The organism is Chachezhania antarctica, from assembly GCF_003646465.1.
GTDB lineage: Bacteria > Pseudomonadota > Alphaproteobacteria > Rhodobacterales > Rhodobacteraceae > Chachezhania > Chachezhania antarctica.
Genome location: NZ_QZEX01000001.1, coordinates 240,450 through 255,977, shown reverse-complemented (window position 1 = coordinate 255,977; position 15,528 = coordinate 240,450). Strand labels below are relative to the sequence as shown.

The following is a 15,528-nucleotide window of genomic DNA, read 5'->3' as shown; positions in this document are numbered from 1 at the left end:
CAAATTCTTCTGTCCGCCCTGATTGCACTGTTCCTGGTTCAGCAGGCCTCGGCCGGGGTAGTCCGCCTGAAGGACTTGGTGGATTTCGACGGTGTCCGCGGTAACGATCTGATCGGTTACGGTCTAGTCGTGGGCCTCGATGGCACCGGTGACGGGCTGCGAAACGCGCCCTTTACCGAAGAAATCATGGCCAACATACTCGAACGTCTGGGCGTTAACGTTAATGGCGAACAGTTCCGGCCAAAGAACGTGGCCGCCGTGATGGTAACGGCCACGCTGCCGCCTTTTTCACGAACCGGATCGCAGATCGATGTGACGGTATCCGCTATTGGCGATTCGAAAAGCCTTCTGGGCGGCACCCTGATCATGACACCGCTGAACGCGGCCGATGGCCGAATTTATGCCGTGGCGCAGGGCACCGTCCTTGCGGGCGGTGCACAGGCCGAAGGCGAAGCGGCGCGCGTGGTTCAGGGTGTTCCGACCTCTGGCGTTATTCCTTCGGGCGCGCGGGTGGAACGGGAGATCGAATTCGAACTATCCTCTCTCACCGATGTCCGATTGGCCCTGCGCGACCCGGATTTCACGACTGCAGGCCGGATCGAAGCGGCAATCAACCGGGCTTTCCGCCGGCCGGTCGCGCAGATGCTGGATTCGGGCACCGTGCAATTCGATATCACGGCGGCGCGGGCCGGAAACGCGGCGCGGGCCATCAGCCAGATCGAAAACCTGCTGATAGAGCCCGAGACAAAGGCCCGTGTCGTCGTTGATCAGCGCTCGGGTACGATTGTCATGGGCGAAGACGTGCGATTGTCGCGGGTGGCTGTGGCGCAGGGGAACCTTACCCTTCGCATCGACGAGACACCGATTGTCGTTCAGCCAAACCCGTTCGCACGGGGTGAAACCGTCGTCGTGCCCCGGACCGGGGTCAACATCCAGGAAGACGAAGGGGTGCAACTGGCCGAAGTGCCGGAGGCGACGACCTTGTCCCAGGTGGTGGCTGGACTGAATGCGCTGGGCGTGTCCCCCCGTGACATGATCGACATTCTGCAAGCCCTGAAAGCCGCCGGCGCGCTTCATGCGGAATTCCTGGTTCGCTAGCGGCGGGCGCGCCAAACGCCCCGGGTCAGTTACGGCAATCCGGTCTGGTATTGCGGACGAAATCCCGAACGGTCAGGCTGCCGCGGCTATGGTCTTGCCCAGCAGCTGGTCGCCTTCGTATCCGGTCAGGCGGATACTCAGGATGCTGCCTTCGGTGGCGGGTCCGTCAACAAGGACCTCCGCGAAATGCGGGGTACGGCCAAGGGTCGGAGTTTCCATCAGCACAGGCAGGGTCTTCCCGACCTGGCATTGAAGATACGCCTCGATCCGCGCCGACCCGGCCGCGCGCAGGCGCTTGGCGCGCGCGCGGATGTCGGGACCGTGGACCTGAGGCATGCGGGCCGCGGGGGTGCCGGGACGTGGCGAGTAGGGAAAGACATGCAACCAGGTCAGGCCGCACTCCTCCACCAGCGCGAGAGAGTTCTCGAACATGGCTTCCGTCTCGGTCGGAAAGCCGGCGATGATATCGGCGCCGAAGACGATATCGGTTCGCAGGCTGCGGGCTTCGGTGCAGAAGCGAATCGCGTCGTCGCGCAGGTGCCGGCGTTTCATCCGTTTCAGGATCATGTCGTCGCCATGCTGCAGCGACAGGTGAAGATGCGGCATCAACCGCGGCTCGGTCGCGATCGCCTCCATCAGCCGCGGGTCCGCCTCGATCGAGTCGATCGAGCTGATGCGCAGCCGCGGCAGATCGGGCACCATCTTCAGGATTCGCATCACCAGATCGCCCAGGGGCGGCGTGCCGGGCAGATCCGTGCCCCAGCTTGTCAGGTCGACACCCGTCAGCACGACCTCGTTGTAGCCCCGGTCCACCAGTCGCTTGATCTGGTCGACGGCCACTCCCGCCGGAACGCTGCGCGCATTGCCCCGGCCAAAGGGAATGACGCAGAAGGTGCAGCGGTGATCGCAGCCGTTCTGGATCTGGACATAGGCCCGCGCGCGCGTGCCGAAGCCGTCGATCAGGTGCCCCGCGGTTTCGGTCACCGACATGATGTCGTCGACCTGCACCGTTTCGCTGTCACCGATGAAATCCGCGGCCAGTCCGGCCCATGTTTCGGGCCGCATCTTCTCGGCATTGCCGACCACGACGTCGACCTCTCCCATCGCGGCGAACCGTTCCGGTTCGACTTGCGCCGCACAGCCCGTGACCACGAGCCGCGCATCCGGATGGGCGCGGCGCAGGCGGCGGATTTCCTGCCCGGCCTTGCGCACCGCTTCGGATGTCACGGCGCAGGTGTTGACAACCACGACCTCTCCCGCGCCGGCTTCGGCCGCGAGGTGTTTCATCGCCTCGGTCTCGTAGGCATTCAGCCGGCAACCAAGTGTCACGAAACGGGGCGCCTCGGTCATCGGTGTGCCTCCAGGAACGCGGCCGTCAGCGTGCCGGAGAAGACATGCGCCGTGAGGCCGGTCATCCAGACGCCATCCTCGGCCCATGTCACATCCAGTTCGCCCCCATCCAGCACCAGCCGGACAGACCGCCCCGTCAGGCCGCGCCGCACAGCCGCAACGGTCACCGCGCAGGAGGACGAGCCCGAGGCGAGCGTGATGCCCGTGCCCCTCTCCCACACGCGCATCCGCAGGCGGTCGGGCCCGATCACTTGGACGACCTGCACGTTGGTGCGTTCGGGGAACAGCGGATCAGTCTCGATCCGCGGACCAAAGCTTCCCAGGTCGATCGCATCCACGTCATCGACGAAGAAGGTGCAATGCGGATTACCCATCCCGGTGGCCACGGGCGCCCCGTCCAACGGCAATTCCAGCGTGTCCATCTCCCGCGCCAGCGGTATTTCGGCCCAGTCCAGCTGCGGCGCTCCCATGTTGACCGAGGTCAGCCCGCCGCCCGCGTCCACCGCCACCAGTTCACCGCGATCCGTTGTCAGGCGCAGGCGGGTCCGCCCGGTTTCGTCCATCAGGTACCGTGCGATGCAGCGAGTGGCATTGCCGCACGCGGCAGAGGCCGAACCATCGGCATTCAGGAACCTCAGATGCGCGTCGCCCGGTCCGTTTTCGATCACGGCCATCTGATCGAAGCCCACGCCGCGTTGCCGGTCAGCCAGGGCCTGGGCCAGCGCGGGCGAGACCTCAACGGGTCGCGCGCGCGCGTCCAGGACGACGAAGTCGTTGCCAAGCCCGTGCATCTTCATGAAGGGCAGATCGGAGGGAGTATCGAAAGACATTGCGCGCATATAACGGTGCCGCGGGACAGAATCCATATCTCCCAGACCGGGGTAATGGATTTTCTGTCGCGCCTTGTCTGATCCGGGGTTGACCCTACCCGGCGCCTCTCCTAAAGGGAGCGCCTATTCGGGAACGGCGCCAAGCCGGTTCCGACCTTTCCCGACCTGTTTCGGTGTTGATCACATCCGGTCGCACGGCATAGAGAGGGGCAGGACAGCGCCAGAATGGCGCAACAGAGTGGGCCGTTAGCTCAGTTGGTAGAGCAACTGACTTTTAATCAGTGGGTCGCAGGTTCGAATCCTGCACGGCTCACCACTCTTTACGATTTACATGACCCGGGTTGGTCTCGGATTTGACCAAAGTCACGGGAAGTTTGGCCTCGGAGTCCAATCTCGTGCCGACGGTCCTGTGGGTGGCCCGCGGCTGGGTCATAACATCTGGTAGCGTTCGGGCTCTGATCTGACAGAGCTGGTATCGGGCTGCCAACCGCTCACGCTGCCACTTCAGGCGGGCGCCCAGACGCCGGGATTGATCCTGACCGACCTGTAGGAAACGGTCACTTCGCCGGTGCCTTCCAGCCGTTTCATTGCCGAATTCACCGTCTTGCGGGAAAGACCGGCCAAGGCGGCAAGGTCGTCCTGCGACACGCCGACGATGCCGTCGTCATTCCCGCAATGGGTCGCGAGGTTTCTCAGCACGGCCCTGACCCGGGTGACGGAATCCTTGGCCTTCACCGCCTCGACGTAATTCAATGCCAGTTCGAGGTTGCTCATCATCATCGTTGCCAGGTATCGCCAGCCTTCCGGCATCTCCCCGGTAAGACGCAATATTTCGGCGCGGCTCAGCCGGGCGAGGCGGCTGTCGTCCCGGGCGCGGACGTCGAACCGGCGCGGTTTGCCCGAGACCGCCGCCAGATCGCCGAACCAGTAACCCGGCCCGCCGATATGCGTCAGGGACCTGTCTTCGCGCAGATGTGGCAGGTGAAGTTCGACCCGACCGGTCACCACACCGTATATTCCGCCGGTTGAATCTCCGGCCCGGTAAACGGGCTCCCCCGCCTGAAGAGTGATTTCGTCGCACCGCGAAAGGACAGCACGCCCGAAATCTTCAGGCGTCGTTGAAAGCCAGCCGGAACGCCTTAGAACTTTCATTTACGGACCAAAGCTGAAATCACCGAATTGTGCAAATTTACCCAGTACACTATTTCCAAATCGGTTAAAGTTCAATCATTTGATCAACTAGGAGTGGATTCGATGCAGAGACTAACGTGTGCAGTAGTGGCGACGCTGCTGTCCGCCTCGATGGCCATGGCCCAGACAGACGAGAAGCCGAACATCCTCGTCATCATGGGCGACGACATCGGCTGGTTCAATACCAGTGCCTACAACCAGGGCATCATGGGGTACACGACCCCGAACATCGACAGCATCGCCCAGGAGGGCATCCGCTTCACCGATGCCTATGGCCAGCAAAGCTGCACCGCCGGACGCGCGGCGTTCATCACCGGCCAGTCGCCCAAGCGGACGGGCATGCTGAAGATCGGCATGCCGGGCGATCCCATCGGCCTTCAGCCGGAAGATCCGACCATCGCCGAGATGCTGAAGCCCATGGGCTATGCCACTGGCCAGTTCGGCAAGAACCACCTTGGCGACCGTGACGAATTCCTGCCCACCAACCACGGCTTCGACGAATTCTTCGGCAACCTCTACCACCTGAACGCCGAGGAAGAGCCCGAGAACCCCGATTACCCGACCGATCCCGAGTTCCGCGAACAGTACGGCCCGCGGGGCGTTCTGCGCGCCACGGCGGATGGCGAAATCGAAGATACGGGCCCGCTGACCAAGGAACGCATGGAGACGGTGGACGAGGAATTCCTTGCCGCCGCGATCGACTTCATCGAGCGTCAGGAAGAAGCCGGTGTGCCGTGGTTCGTCTGGTACAACACCACGCGGATGCACATCTTCACGCACCTGAAGCCGGAAAGCGAAGGCAGGACGGGCCTTGGCATCGTGGCCGACGGCATGACGGAACATGACGGCATGGTGGGCCAGCTTCTTGCCAAGCTGGACGAACTGGGCGTGACCGACAACACCATCGTCATCTACACCACCGACAACGGCGCCGAGAAGTTCACCTGGCCCGATGGCGGCACCTCGCCCTTCCGCGGCGAAAAGGCGACGACCTGGGAAGGCGGTATCCGCATTCCGTTCATGATGAAATGGCCGGGCAACATCGAAGGCGGCCAGGTCTCGAACGAGATCCTGTCGCTGGAAGACATGTTCCCGACGCTGCTGGCCGCGGCGGGCGAGCCGGACATCAAGCAGAAGCTGCTGGATGGCTACCAGGCGGGCGACAAGTCCTTCAACGTGCATCTGGACGGCTACAACATGCTGCCGAACCTGACCGGTGCCGAAGATGCCGGCGAATGGCCGCGTGACAAGTTCTTCGCCTTCGTCGACGACGGGACGCTGGGCGCCGTGCGGATTAACCGCTGGAAAGCGCATTTCAGCGTTCAGGAAGAAGAAGGCATGGGCGCGTGGACCCATGGGCAGACGACGCTCAAGGCTCCGCTGCTGATCGACCTGCGGGCGGATCCGTTCGAAATGGCCCCGATCGATTCCTCGTACTATGACGACTGGTTCGTGCGCCACATGTACGCCTTCGGCCCGATCGGCGGCATCGTCGCCGAGTTCATGTCGACCTTCGAGGAGTATCCGCAGCGGCAGGAAGCGGGCTCGTTCACGCCGAAGCAGTAAGCAACAGTACCCCGGGGGCGGCACTTGCCGCCTTCGGGCCAGACCCATCACGCCGGGCCGCCATCAAGCGGGCCGGCGTTTTGCTGCGGGGGCCTTCAAGACCCCCCTTGCAACTGCGATGCCGGTTTTCTACCATCACGCTTACGCAGGGGAGTCCCGCCTAGGGGACTGAGAGGCAGACAGGGCAACAGCCCGGTGACGCGACCCTTTGAACCTGACCCAGTTGATACTGGCGTAGGAAGCTTGGCGTGTTCCGGGGGACAACCATGTCCGTAGTCCCGTTTCATGCCGCCGAAAGGTGCCCCGGCACCCGCGGTTTCCCGGCCAAAACTCTTCTGGTGTCTTTTTGAGTGTATGCTTGAGGAGCACCGCCATGAACGTCCCCAATCCGAAGATCACCACCGGAGGTCTGCCGGCCTCGCGCAAGATCTATGTCGAAGGCCAGCTGCACCCCGACGTGCGCGTGCCGATGCGCGAGATCTCGGTTCATCCCACGGCGGGCGAACCGCCCGTCACCGTCTACGACAGCTCGGGGGCCTATACCGACCCCGACATCCTGACCGACATCCGCGAAGGCCTGCACCCGCTGCGACGGGACTGGACCTTGGCGCGCGGCGATGTCGAAGCCTATGACGGGCGCGATGTGACGGCCGCCGATAACGGGTTCGTCGAAGGCGAAAGGCTGACGCCGGAATTCCCCGTCCGCCCGCGCCCCTTGCGCGCGAAGAACGGGCAGGCGGTCACGCAGCTGGCCTATGCCCGCGCGGGGATCGTCACGCCGGAAATGGAATATGTCGCCATCCGCGAAAACCAGCAGCGCGAGGTGACCGGCCCCCGCGATGGCAACGACTGGGGCGCCAACATTCCCGACCGGGTGACGCCCGAGTTCGTCCGCGATGAAATCGCTGCCGGGCGCGCCATCATCCCCGCCAATATCAACCACCCGGAAGCCGAACCGATGATCATCGGGCGGAACTTCCTTGTGAAGGTGAACGCGAACATGGGCACCTCTGCCGTGACGTCCTCCATGGAGGAGGAGGTCGACAAGATGGTCTGGTCGATCCGCTGGGGTGCGGACACGGTGATGGACCTGTCAACGGGCCGAAACATCCACAACACCCGCGAATGGATCCTCAGGAACAGCCCCGTTCCCATCGGAACCGTCCCGATCTACCAGGCGCTGGAAAAGGTGAACGGCGTGGCCGAGGACCTGACGTGGGAGGTCTTCCGCGACACGCTGATCGAACAGGCCGAACAGGGGGTGGATTACTTTACCATCCACGCCGGCGTGCGGCTGCACATGGTGCCGATGACGGTGGACCGGGTGACAGGCATCGTCTCCCGCGGCGGATCGATCATGGCCAAGTGGTGCCTGCATCATCACCGCGAAAGCTTCCTCTACGACCATTTCGACGAGATCTGCGATATCTGCCGCGCCTACGATGTCAGCTTCTCGCTGGGCGACGGGCTGCGGCCCGGATCGATCGCCGACGCCAATGACGAAGCGCAGTTCGCCGAGCTGGAAACGCTGGGCGAGCTGACCAAGGTCGCCTGGGCCAAGGATTGCCAGGTGATGATCGAAGGCCCCGGCCACGTCGCCATGCACAAGATCAAGGAGAACATGGACAAGCAGCTGGAGTGCTGCCATGAGGCGCCGTTCTACACGCTTGGCCCCCTGACCACCGATATCGCGCCGGGATACGATCACATTACGTCCGGCATCGGGGCTGCGATGATCGGCTGGTTCGGCTGCGCGATGCTCTGCTACGTGACGCCCAAGGAGCATCTGGGCCTGCCCGACCGCGACGACGTGAAAACCGGCGTGATCACCTACAAGATCGCGGCCCATGCCGCCGACCTGGCCAAGGGTCTGCCGGGCGCGCAGGCGCGCGACGATGCGCTGTCCCGCGCGCGGTTCGAATTCCGCTGGGAGGACCAGTTCAACCTGTCGCTCGATCCCGACACCGCTCGGGATTTCCACGACCAGACCCTGCCGAAAGAGGCCCACAAGGTCGCGCATTTCTGTTCGATGTGCGGGCCCAAGTTCTGCTCGATGCGGATCAGCCACGACATCCGGGCCGAGGCGCAGAAGGAAGGCATGGAGGCGATGGCCGCCAAGTACCGCGAGGGCGGCGCGCTTTACATGCCGGCATCGGAACCCGAGGAATGAAACCCCTCCGTATCGCCGGGGCGGGCCTTGCCGGGCTCGCCTGCGGGTACGAACTGGCCCGCCGGGGCGCGAAGGTGGTTCTGTACGAACGGTCCGACGCGCCCGGCGGCGTCGCGCGCCATGCGGGCGGCATGCTGGCACCCTGGTGCGAACGCGAAAGCGCCGAGGAGGAGGTGATCACCCTCGGCGCCATGTCCGCGGACTGGTGGGAGGCGATCACCCAAGTCACCCGCCGCGGCACGCTGGTTCTGGCCCCCCGCCGGGACCGGGCCGAGCTGTCGCGCTTTGCCCGCCGCACCACGCAGCATCGCGCGGTGACGGGGGCCGAGATCGGTAGTTTGGAACCCGATCTGGCCGGGCGCTTCGAACAGGGGCTTTTCTTCGGCGATGAGGCCCACCTGAACCCACGTCAGGCTCTGACAGATCTGGCGCAGGCAATCGAAGGTCTGGGCGGCGAAATCCGCCTTGGCACCCAAGCGTCGGATGACGTGGATATCGACTGCACCGGCATCGCCTCGCCGCAGTCTGATCTGCGGCCGGTACGGGGTGAGATGGCCTATCTGCACTGCCCCGGCGTCGCGATCACCCGCACGATCCGGCTGCTGCACCCGCGCATCCCGGTCTACCTCGTCCCGCGGGGCGACGGGCTCTACATGATCGGGGCCACGATGGTCGAAAGCAGCTCTGCCCGCCCGCCGACGTTGCGGTCGCTGAACGAACTCTTTTCGGCCGCCTTCGCGCTGCATCCCGCCTTCGCCGAAGCCTCGGTGACCGAAACCGGCGCCGGGCTGCGGCCTGCCTTTCCCGACAACCTGCCGCGCCTGACCCACGTGGGCGGCACATGGCATCTGAACGGCCTCTACCGTCACGGTTTCCTTCTGGCCCCCGCCATGGCCACCCGGCTTGCGCAGCACCTGTTTCCGGAGAACTCCCATGAAGATCATCGTCAACGCCGAACCGCATGAGGTTTCGGCCCCCACGCTGCACGCCGCGCTGGCCGAACTGGGCTTCACCGGCCCGGCCATCGCCACGGCGCTGAACGGCGATTTCATCCCCCGCACCGCGCGGGACACGACGCGGCTGACCGACGGCGACCGGCTTGAAGTGCTCGCCCCCATGCAGGGAGGTTGAGATGCAGCTTTACGATCAACAGATCCCGTCGCGCCTGCTTCTGGGCACGGCGCAGTACCCGTCGCCCGCGATCCTGCAATATGCCATCCGCGAAAGCGGCGCGGGCATCGTGACCGTCTCGCTCCGGCGCGAGGCAGCGGATGGCTCGGGCTCCGGTTTCTGGGACACGCTGCGCGACCTGAACGTGCGCGTCCTGCCCAACACCGCCGGCTGCCATTCCGTGAAGGAGGCGGTGACGACAGCCCACATGGCGCGCGAGGTTTTCGGCACCGACTGGATCAAGCTGGAGGTCATCGGCCACGCCGACACGCTGCAACCGGATGTTTTCGGGTTGGTCGAAGCGGCGCGCGTGCTGTCCGCCGATGGCTTCAAGGTCTTCCCCTACACGACCGACGATCTGGTCGTGGGCGAACGGCTGCTGGAGGCCGGATGCGAAGTCCTGATGCCCTGGGGCGCGCCCATCGGATCGGGGCGGGGCCTTCAGAACCCGGATGCTCTGCGGTCGATGCGGGCGCATTTCCCGGGCGTGCCGCTGATCGTCGATGCCGGGATCGGGCGCCCGTCCGATGCGGCGCAAGCGATGGAGCTTGGGATGGATGCCGTGTTGCTCAACACCGCCGTCGCCAAGGCCGGGGATCCGGTGGGCATGGCGCGCGCAATGGCCATGGCCATCGAGGCTGGGCGGCAAGGCTTCAACGCCGACCCGATGGACCGCCGGGATCTGGCGGCGCCGTCGACCCCCGTCCTTGGACTGGCGGAGCTGGCCTGATGGAACGCTTCTACCTGATCGTCGGCCACGTGGGGGAACTGGAACTGCTGGTCCCCGTAGGCGTGAAGCTGGTGCAGCTGCGCATCAAGGACCAGCCAGAGGCAGAGATCCGCCGCCAGATCGCCCGCGCGCGGGACTTCTGCGCGGTCTACGGTGCGCAGCTGGTGGTGAACGACTACTGGGAAGCGGCGCTCGACCTGGGCTGTTCCTTCGTTCATCTGGGACAGGAGGACATGGACACTGCCGATTTCACCGCCCTGCGCCGGGCCGGTATCCGCGTGGGCCTGTCGACCCATGACGATGCCGAGCTTGACCGCGCCCTGTCCCACGATCCGGCCTACATCGCACTGGGGCCGGTCTATCCGACGCTCTTGAAGAAGATGAAGTGGGATCCGCAGGGGCTGGACCGCGTGACGGACTGGAAGCACCGGGTAGGCGACACGCCCTTGGTGGCCATCGGTGGGCTGACGCCGGAACGCGTTCCGGGCGTCTTTGCCGCCGGGGCCGACAGTGCGGCGGTGGTGACGGACATCCTGAAGGCGGAAGACCCCGAGGCCCGCACCCGCGAATGGCTGAAGGTCTGCGCTTCATGACCCGCTATGACCGCCAGATCGCCTTGCCGGAAATCGGGGAGACGGGTCAGGCTAAAATCGCTCGCGCCCATGTCGCCGTGATCGGCGCCGGGGGGCTGGGTTGTCCGGTCCTGCAATACCTCGCGGGGGCAGGGGTGGGGCGGATCACACTGTTCGATCCGGACCACGTGGAGGAAAGCAACCTCCACCGACAGCCGCTCTATACGATGGCCGATATCGGGCGCCCCAAGGCGCAGGCGGCGCGGGACCGTGTGCTGGCGATCAACCCCGGTGTCGGTGTCTCGGCCCATGTCGCGCCGCTGAGCCCGGCCAATGCCCCTTCCATCGTGGCCGAAGCCGATATCGTGATCGACGCCGCCGACAGCTATGCCGTGTCCTACATCCTGTCCGACACTTGCCTTGCGGCGGCGGGTGTGCCGCTGATCGCCGCCAGTGTGCTGGGGCGCACAGGCTATGCCGGCGGGTTCTGCGGCGGGGCGCCGTCGCTGCGGGCCGTTTTCCCCGACCTTCCCGCATCTGGGGCCACCTGCGCGACGTCGGGCGTGATGGGCCCGGCCGTCGGTATGATCGGCGCGCTGCAGGCGCAACTGGCGCTGCACTGGATCCTTGGGCTGGACCCGTCGCCGCTTGGTCGCATGATCACGGTCGATCTGGCGCGGTTCCACCTGGGCGGGTTCACCTTCCATGGCGAGGCCGAGCCGCCCCGCGCGATTCCCTTTGTCGAGGCGACGATGCTGCGGCCCGACGACCGTGTCATCGACCTGCGCGACGCCATCGAGGCACCCGTTCCTGCCGCCCCGCAGGCCATTCGCTTGACACCGGAGGCCCTGCCGGACCTGCCGACGAGCCATGGCCGGACGGTCCTGTGCTGCACCACGGGGCTGCGCGCATGGCGCGGGGCCGAATTGCTGGCGACGCGGGGTTTTCCCGACCTCGCCCTGATCGCCGCGAAGGCGTCGGGATGACCTCCATCCTTGTCATCGCGGGGACCGACAGTAGCGGCGGCGCGGGGATGACCCGCGACATTGCCACGGCGCGCGCGCTGCGTCTTGCCGTCAAGCCCGCGGTCACGGCGGTGACCGTCCAGACCGATGCCGCGGTCGCTGCCATCCACGCCATGCCGCCCGACCTCGTCACCGCCCAGATCGATGCCGCCTTCGCCGACCGCCCGCCGCGTGCCGTGAAGATCGGCATGCTGGGCACGCCGGAGATCGCCCGGGCCGTGGCGGGTAGCCTTGCCGGGCGGGGCGTGCCCATCGTGATGGACCCGGTGCTGCGGGCGAGTTCCGGCGGCGGGCTCCTGTCCGGCAACGAGGGGCGGTCGCGATCTGGATCCATCTGGGACATGCTGACCCTGGCCGATATCGTGACGCCCAACCTGGCCGAGGCGGCGGAGCTTTCCGGGCTCCCCGTCGCTGCCAGCTTTCCCGGCATCGCGGCACAGGCCGACGCCTTGCTGGCGCTGGGATGCCGGGCGGTGCTGATCAAGGGCGGTCACAGCACGGGCGACATGGCGCAGGACCATTTGTTCCCGGGGGGCGAGGTCTTTGCCGCCCCCCGCTTGCTCGTTGCGAAACGCGGAACGGGCTGTACCCTGTCCACGGCGATTGCCTGCTATCTGGCGCAGGGCAACGATCTGTCCGATGCCTGCCGGAACGCCAAGGCCCACGTTCAAGCCTGGATGGCGGATGCGGATGGCCAAGTATGACGCCCCCGCGGCGCCGGCATTCCCGTCACTGTTCGGGCCCCCAACCGTGATCTGCTTGAACCGGCAGCCACTGCGCCCCTTTTCGCGGGCGGCGCGGCGGCTTAGTAGGCGTGCATGGACTATGATGCGATCGTTCTGGGGGCCGGCGGGGCCGGGTTGATGGCGGCGGCCACGGCTGGGCAGGCGGGCGCGCGGGTTCTGGTGCTGGATCACGCGGCCAAGGCGGGCAAGAAGATCCTGATTTCCGGCGGCGGACGGTGCAATTTCACCAACATGGACGCGGGCGCCGATTGCTACCTGTCCGAGAACCCGCATTTCGCCAAGTCCGCGCTGTCCCGCTACACCCAGTGGGATTTCATCGCCATGGTGGATCGCCACGGCATCGCCTGGCACGAAAAGACCCTTGGGCAGCTGTTCTGCGACGGCTCGGCCCGGCAGATCGTGGCAATGCTGCTGGACGAATGCGCAAGGGGCGGGGTCGAGGTACGGCTTTCGACAGAACTGGGCGAGATCGCCCACCGCGACGGGCGCTACCATGTTGCAGGCGCATCGGCTCCGAACCTTGTCATCGCCACCGGCGGCCCGTCGATCCCCAAGATGGGCGCGACCGGCGTGGCCTACGACATCGCCCGTCAGTTCGGGCTGGACGTTGTCACCCCGCGCCCCGCGCTCGTGCCGATGACGCTGGGCCCCGACGATCAGGCCTTCCGCGACATTGCCGGCGTCTCCTGCCCCGTCACGGCGCAGACCGGTGCGGCATCTTTCCGCGAGGCAGCGCTTTTCACCCATCGTGGCCTGTCCGGCCCTGCGATACTCCAGGTATCGTCCTACTGGTCGCCTGGCGATCCGGTGTCGCTGAACCTTGTGCCGGATGCAGGCGCGGCGCTGCGCGACGCCCGGCGCCGGATGCCACGTTCGCATCTGAAAGCTGCGCTGACAGAGATGCTGCCGACCCGGCTGGCCGATGTGCTGGCCGCCCGCATCGGGTTCAAGCGCGAACTGGGCAACACGCCCGACGCCGAACTGGATCGCGCCGCGTTGATCCTGACCGGGCTGGTCTTTCACCCCACGGGCACCGAAGGCTATGCCAAGGCCGAGGTCACGGCCGGGGGAATTTCGACACGTGATCTGTCGTCGCGAACGATGGAAGCGGCGAAGGTGCCGGGGCTCTATGCCATTGGTGAGGCGGTGGATGTCACCGGCTGGCTGGGCGGATACAATTTCCAGTGGGCGTGGTCATCGGCCGTGGCCGCGGGCCAAGCCATTGCGGCCGGAAAGGCGTGAAACGCTCCCCCGGCCGCGCGGGCAAGCCTATTTGCCGGCTTCTTCTATCGCGCGTTGGTATACGCTGACCACCAACGGCGTGAATTGCTCCTCGCCGTCGGGTGGCTGGCTGTTTGTGGCGCCCGCCACCAGCACGTCATGTTCGGGCGAATAGAAGAACACCATCCGGAACCCCAGCGTCATGCCAAGGTAGAAGTACGACGGCTCGATCCCCTGGCCAGTGGTCCGGACGATGCCCAGCGTGAAGGCGCTGGGATCGTCTTCGGTGACGTCGTCGATGTATTCCCCCGTCTTCATCGACACCGGGCGCAGGAATTCCTTCATCTGCGCCTCGGGCAGGACCTTCCCGTCGAACAGGGCGCGGATCCAGGTGGCCAGTTCCTGCGGGCTTCCCACGATGGCGCCGGCAGGTCCGGCCCAGCTGACGCTGTCGGCCTTGATGTCCCGGCCGATGATCGGCGCAAGCTGGCTTACCTCGCAATCGGGATCGTAGAGCGTGCAGGCCGGGTTGTTGAAATAGCCGCTCGTCATCCGTTCCAGCACCTCGCCGGTATAGGCGGTGTCGGAATAATACGTGTCGGTCAGCCCGGCCGGTTCGAACAGCAGCGTTTCGACGGCGTCCTTGTAGGACATGCCGGATGCCTTTTCGGCGATCATGCCGGCAAGGATGTAGTTGGTGTTGGAATAGAAGTATCCACTGTTGGGCGGCAGATCGACCGTGGCGCTGGGATAGGCCATGGCGACGAGTTCGTCGAAGGTGAAATCGCGGTCGGGCGTGTTGACGAAAGCATCGTTCATCGGGACGGTTTCCGAATAGGTCGGAATGCCGCTGATCATGTGCAGCAGCTGGGCGATGGTCACGTCCTTCCACGCGGGATACTGCGGCAACCAGTCGCCGATGGTGTCGTCGATGGAAAGCTTGCCCTGGGCTTCCAGCGCAAGGATCAGCGCGCCCGTAAAGCCCTTGGTGTTGCTGCCGATCTGGAACAGCGACGAGTCCGTCACCGGGGTCTCGCCACTGATTTCCGTCGTGCCGGCGAAGACCGAGAATTCGGGCCCCTCATGGCCAAGGCTGACGAAGATCGATGCGCCGGAATTGCCTTCGATCTCGGTGCGCTCTTCCAGGTAGGTTTCAAGGTCGGACTGCACATCCGCAGCCAGATCCGCTGCTGCAACCTGTGCGCCAAGGGCAAATGCCAGCGCGGCCAGTGTCGGCAGCGACACCTGACGGCCAATGGAACCAAAAATGTTTTTCACGTCTGTCTCCCCAAAAACCTTCGGGGGAAGTAATGGGCGAAGCCATGCGGGCTGTCAAAGAAAGCTGTTTTTCCTGACGGGTGCGCGCGCCCAGATGGTCCAGCAGGGCCTTCTTCGCGTGATGGGTGCGGGTCTTGACGGTGCCCACCGGAATGCCCTCGATGTCGGCGATCTGGTCGCAGGAAAGCTCTTCGACGGCGTGGTGGAAGATACCGGCCGGGCATCTCGTGTATCGAGTTGCCGCGGGCGGCGACCGGCTGGACTCCTGTGCCGGCAACACCACCCCTATCGGCGTGGCCGCGAACGACCACGGCGCGCCGACCCTGAAGAGCCCGGACCTGTCGGGTGCCCCGCTGAGCTTCGATTGCCATAAGCGCGGAGCGCGGCGAGTCAACGAGGGAACGGAACCGGATCCGGCCGATCCAGGCACAGGGCGCCACGACGACCTCGCCATAACCTGAAGCATGGATCACACGCCCCGTGGTCTCCGTGTCATCGGGCATGCGTTTCGGCATCTTCACCGGCTGCTTTCCGCGCGTCGCGATCCGAGTCTGCATCAACCCCCGCTCGACTGCCGCTCG

Annotated in this window: 16 protein-coding genes, 1 tRNA gene and 1 riboswitch; of the genes, 12 read left to right on the top strand and 5 right to left on the bottom strand. The window is 65.3% G+C overall.

The annotated features are described in order from the left end of the window. The first annotated feature begins 3 nt into the window (after positions 1 to 3). On the top strand, positions 4 to 1,098 hold the full coding sequence (locus D4754_RS01260) for a flagellar basal body P-ring protein FlgI (RefSeq protein ID WP_121061566.1): 1,095 nt from the start codon (positions 4 to 6) through the stop codon (positions 1,096 to 1,098). A gap of 72 nt (positions 1,099 to 1,170) precedes the next feature. Here D4754_RS01260 and mtaB read toward each other — a convergent pair whose 3' ends face one another. Both mtaB and dapF read right to left on the bottom strand, forming a co-directional pair. After that, entirely contained in the window at positions 1,171 to 2,448 is a 1,278-nt protein-coding gene (mtaB, locus tag D4754_RS01255; protein ID WP_121060838.1) for a tRNA (N(6)-L-threonylcarbamoyladenosine(37)-C(2))-methylthiotransferase MtaB, read from the bottom strand. After that, positions 2,445 to 3,278, bottom strand: coding sequence for a diaminopimelate epimerase (dapF, locus tag D4754_RS01250; protein ID WP_121060836.1), 834 nt, complete (start codon positions 3,276 to 3,278; stop codon positions 2,445 to 2,447). Before dapF ends, mtaB begins: the two co-directional genes overlap by 4 nt. A 240-nt stretch (positions 3,279 to 3,518) precedes the next feature. Here dapF and D4754_RS01245 point away from each other — a divergent pair. Continuing rightward, a tRNA-Lys gene (locus D4754_RS01245) sits at positions 3,519 to 3,594 on the top strand. A 188-nt stretch (positions 3,595 to 3,782) separates the two neighbouring features. Here D4754_RS01245 and D4754_RS01240 read toward each other — a convergent pair. Beyond that, on the bottom strand, positions 3,783 to 4,430 hold the full coding sequence (locus tag D4754_RS01240; RefSeq protein ID WP_121060834.1) for a Crp/Fnr family transcriptional regulator: 648 nt from the start codon (positions 4,428 to 4,430) through the stop codon (positions 3,783 to 3,785). Positions 4,431 to 4,532: 102 nt separating this feature from the next. Between D4754_RS01240 and D4754_RS01235 the strand changes: the two genes are divergently transcribed. The 9 genes from D4754_RS01235 (at position 4,533) to D4754_RS01195 (ending at position 13,690) form a co-directional block, all read left to right on the top strand. Then, complete coding sequence (locus tag D4754_RS01235; protein WP_121060832.1) at positions 4,533 to 6,035, top strand: arylsulfatase; 1,503 nt, start codon at positions 4,533 to 4,535, stop codon at positions 6,033 to 6,035. Between the two features lie 137 nt (positions 6,036 to 6,172). Next, positions 6,173 to 6,293: riboswitch (TPP riboswitch) on the top strand. Between the two features lie 115 nt (positions 6,294 to 6,408). Next, on the top strand, positions 6,409 to 8,205 hold the full coding sequence (gene thiC / locus D4754_RS01230) for a phosphomethylpyrimidine synthase ThiC (protein ID WP_121060830.1): 1,797 nt from the start codon (positions 6,409 to 6,411) through the stop codon (positions 8,203 to 8,205). Beyond that, on the top strand, positions 8,202 to 9,170 hold the full coding sequence (locus tag D4754_RS01225; protein ID WP_121060828.1) for an FAD-dependent oxidoreductase: 969 nt from the start codon (positions 8,202 to 8,204) through the stop codon (positions 9,168 to 9,170). The genes thiC and D4754_RS01225 overlap by 4 nt, the downstream gene beginning before the upstream one ends. Then, positions 9,139 to 9,336: a sulfur carrier protein ThiS gene (gene thiS / locus D4754_RS01220; RefSeq protein WP_121060826.1), complete on the top strand. Its 198-nt coding sequence runs from the start codon at positions 9,139 to 9,141 to the stop codon at positions 9,334 to 9,336. The genes D4754_RS01225 and thiS overlap by 32 nt, the downstream gene beginning before the upstream one ends. A gap of 1 nt (position 9,337) precedes the next feature. Beyond that, entirely contained in the window at positions 9,338 to 10,105 is a 768-nt protein-coding gene (locus tag D4754_RS01215; RefSeq protein ID WP_121060824.1) for a thiazole synthase, read from the top strand. Further along, positions 10,105 to 10,698 (top strand): thiamine phosphate synthase, encoded by a 594-nt coding sequence (locus D4754_RS01210; protein WP_121060822.1) that lies wholly within the window; start codon positions 10,105 to 10,107, stop codon positions 10,696 to 10,698. The genes D4754_RS01215 and D4754_RS01210 overlap by 1 nt, the downstream gene beginning before the upstream one ends. Next, on the top strand, positions 10,695 to 11,663 hold the full coding sequence (locus D4754_RS01205) for a HesA/MoeB/ThiF family protein (protein ID WP_121060820.1): 969 nt from the start codon (positions 10,695 to 10,697) through the stop codon (positions 11,661 to 11,663). The genes D4754_RS01210 and D4754_RS01205 overlap by 4 nt, the downstream gene beginning before the upstream one ends. Then, positions 11,660 to 12,406, top strand: coding sequence for a bifunctional hydroxymethylpyrimidine kinase/phosphomethylpyrimidine kinase (gene thiD, locus D4754_RS01200; protein ID WP_121060818.1), 747 nt, complete (start codon positions 11,660 to 11,662; stop codon positions 12,404 to 12,406). The genes D4754_RS01205 and thiD overlap by 4 nt, the downstream gene beginning before the upstream one ends. Positions 12,407 to 12,520: 114 nt before the next feature. Further along, positions 12,521 to 13,690, top strand: coding sequence for a BaiN/RdsA family NAD(P)/FAD-dependent oxidoreductase (locus tag D4754_RS01195; protein WP_121060816.1), 1,170 nt, complete (start codon positions 12,521 to 12,523; stop codon positions 13,688 to 13,690). Positions 13,691 to 13,717: 27 nt separating this feature from the next. On the opposite strand, the gene D4754_RS24315 is transcribed toward D4754_RS01195, so the two are convergent. Beyond that, positions 13,718 to 14,938 (bottom strand): serine hydrolase domain-containing protein, encoded by a 1,221-nt coding sequence (locus D4754_RS24315; RefSeq protein ID WP_240453737.1) that lies wholly within the window; start codon positions 14,936 to 14,938, stop codon positions 13,718 to 13,720. Next, a complete protein-coding gene (locus D4754_RS01185; RefSeq protein ID WP_240453709.1) occupies positions 14,823 to 15,227 on the bottom strand; it encodes an RNA polymerase sigma factor in 405 nt (134 codons plus the stop codon). The genes D4754_RS24315 and D4754_RS01185 overlap by 116 nt, the downstream gene beginning before the upstream one ends. Between D4754_RS01185 and D4754_RS24310 the strand changes: the two genes are divergently transcribed. After that, positions 15,109 to 15,408, top strand: a complete 300-nt coding sequence (locus D4754_RS24310; protein WP_240453747.1) for a hypothetical protein — start codon at positions 15,109 to 15,111, stop codon at positions 15,406 to 15,408. The two genes, D4754_RS01185 and D4754_RS24310, sit on opposite strands and share 119 nt — an antisense overlap. The last annotated feature ends 120 nt before the right edge of the window (positions 15,409 to 15,528 follow it).

Bases quoted from the DNA above. Each gene is read 5' to 3' on its own strand.
- D4754_RS01215 (WP_121060824.1), top strand. From the start codon at position 9,338: ATGCAGCTTTACGATCAACAGATCCCGTCGCGCCTGCTTCTGGGCACG.
- D4754_RS01240 (WP_121060834.1), bottom strand. From the start codon at position 4,430: ATGAAAGTTCTAAGGCGTTCCGGCTGGCTTTCAACGACGCCTGAAGAT.
- thiC (WP_121060830.1), top strand. From the start codon at position 6,409: ATGAACGTCCCCAATCCGAAGATCACCACCGGAGGTCTGCCGGCCTCG.
- dapF (WP_121060836.1), bottom strand. From the start codon at position 3,278: ATGTCTTTCGATACTCCCTCCGATCTGCCCTTCATGAAGATGCACGGG.
- D4754_RS01235 (WP_121060832.1), top strand. From the start codon at position 4,533: ATGCAGAGACTAACGTGTGCAGTAGTGGCGACGCTGCTGTCCGCCTCG.
- D4754_RS01210 (WP_121060822.1), top strand. From the start codon at position 10,105: ATGGAACGCTTCTACCTGATCGTCGGCCACGTGGGGGAACTGGAACTG.
- D4754_RS01195 (WP_121060816.1), top strand. From the start codon at position 12,521: ATGGACTATGATGCGATCGTTCTGGGGGCCGGCGGGGCCGGGTTGATG.
- D4754_RS01225 (WP_121060828.1), top strand. From the start codon at position 8,202: ATGAAACCCCTCCGTATCGCCGGGGCGGGCCTTGCCGGGCTCGCCTGC.
- D4754_RS01205 (WP_121060820.1), top strand. From the start codon at position 10,695: ATGACCCGCTATGACCGCCAGATCGCCTTGCCGGAAATCGGGGAGACG.
- thiS (WP_121060826.1), top strand. From the start codon at position 9,139: ATGAAGATCATCGTCAACGCCGAACCGCATGAGGTTTCGGCCCCCACG.
- D4754_RS24310 (WP_240453747.1), top strand. From the start codon at position 15,109: ATGTCGGCGATCTGGTCGCAGGAAAGCTCTTCGACGGCGTGGTGGAAG.
- mtaB (WP_121060838.1), bottom strand. From the start codon at position 2,448: ATGACCGAGGCGCCCCGTTTCGTGACACTTGGTTGCCGGCTGAATGCC.
- thiD (WP_121060818.1), top strand. From the start codon at position 11,660: ATGACCTCCATCCTTGTCATCGCGGGGACCGACAGTAGCGGCGGCGCG.